Here is a 1,364-nt window from a genome sequence, read left to right as displayed (position 1 = left end):
GATCGTGTCCCGCAGCGTGGTGTAGCTTATGACATCCACGGCGTATTCCGGGCTTGGCCGGATGATTGTCAGCGTGCCACAGCAGGCAAGCTGATGAGCGGATCATCGCTCATTTGCCCGATGGTTTCCAGCGTCATGTATCGAGCCCGTTGAACGGCCCACTCATCGTTCTGTTCGAGCAGCAACGCGCCGACGAGCCGGATGATCGCATCATCGTTAGGAAATATGCCGACGACCTCGGTGCGTCGCTTGATTTCGCCGTTGAGGCGCTCGATGGGATTGGTCGAGTGGAGCTTGGCCCAATGCTGCTTTGGAAAGGTCATGTAGGCCAGCACATCGTTCTCGGCCTCGTCCATGAGGTTGGCGAGCTTGGGAACCTTCGGTCTGATCTGATCGGCAACGCTGCGCCACTGGGTGCTTGCTGCCTCTGGCGTCTCCTGGGCAAACGCCGTGGCGATGAAGGCGGAGACGACACGCCGCCCGCTCTTTCCGGCATGGGCCAGGGCATTGCGCATGAAGTGAACCCGGCAACGCTGCCAGGTCGCATTCAGCACTTTGCTGACCGCAATCTTGATGCTCTCATGGGCGTCGGAGACGACGAGCTTTACACCTCTCAACCCCCGGCGGGACAATTTGCGCAGGAACTCGGTCCAGATCGGCTCGGCCTCGGATGTGCCGATCTCCAGACCAAGCACCTCACGGCGTCCATCGGCATTGACGCCGACGGCAATAATAGCGGCGACCGAGACGATACGGCCGCCGCGCCTGACTTTGAGATAAGTGGCATCGATCCAGAGGTATGGCCATTCGCCCTCGATGGGTCGGTCGAGGAAGGCTTTGACCTTGTCGTCTATTTCCTCGCAAAGCCGTGAGACCTGACTTTTGGAGATGCCCGACATGCCCATGGCTTTCACAAGATCGTCGACGGAGCGCGTCGAGATGCCTTGGATATAAGCTTCCTGGATGACCGCCGTCAGGGCCTTCTCCGCCATACGGCGCGGCTCAAGGAAGCTCGGGAAATAACTGCCTGTGCGAAGCTTGGGAATGCGAAGCTCGACGGTGCCCGCCCGTGTCTCCCAATCCCGGTCGCGATAGCCGTTGCGCTGGGCCAGTCGAAAGCCATTCTTCTCGCCGTATCCCGCGCCTGTCTTTGTGCCGACCTCCAGCGCCATAAGCCTCTCGGCGGCAAAGCCGATCATATCCCGCAGCAAATCGGCGTCGGCGCTCTTCTCAACGAGTGAGCGTAGGTTCATCATGTCGTCGGTCATCGGTGGTGTCCTTCAGGTTGGTTATAAGCAACCCGACCCTACCGGAAAACACCGATGGCTATGAAACCCAGCTACACCACGTCCTGGGACACGATC

At 59.6% G+C, this 1,364-nt stretch carries 1 protein-coding gene; it reads right to left on the bottom strand.

The features are described 5' to 3' along the window. Positions 1-68: 68 nt before the first annotated feature. The gene (locus tag ATO67_RS22125; protein ID WP_067654054.1) at positions 69-1,268 is read right to left on the bottom strand and encodes an IS256 family transposase; all 1,200 of its coding nucleotides are present in this window, start codon (positions 1,266-1,268) and stop codon (positions 69-71) included. Positions 1,269-1,364 lie beyond the last annotated feature (96 nt).

The sequence above is a fragment of the Agrobacterium bohemicum genome (assembly GCF_001562555.1).
Lineage (GTDB): Bacteria > Pseudomonadota > Alphaproteobacteria > Rhizobiales > Rhizobiaceae > Agrobacterium > Agrobacterium bohemicum.
The sequence above is the reverse complement of the archived record's forward strand: the minus strand, read 5'-3'. Positions and strand labels throughout refer to the sequence as shown.

Bases quoted from the DNA above. Each gene is read 5' to 3' on its own strand.
- ATO67_RS22125 (WP_067654054.1), bottom strand. From the start codon at position 1,268: ATGACCGACGACATGATGAACCTACGCTCACTCGTTGAGAAGAGCGCC.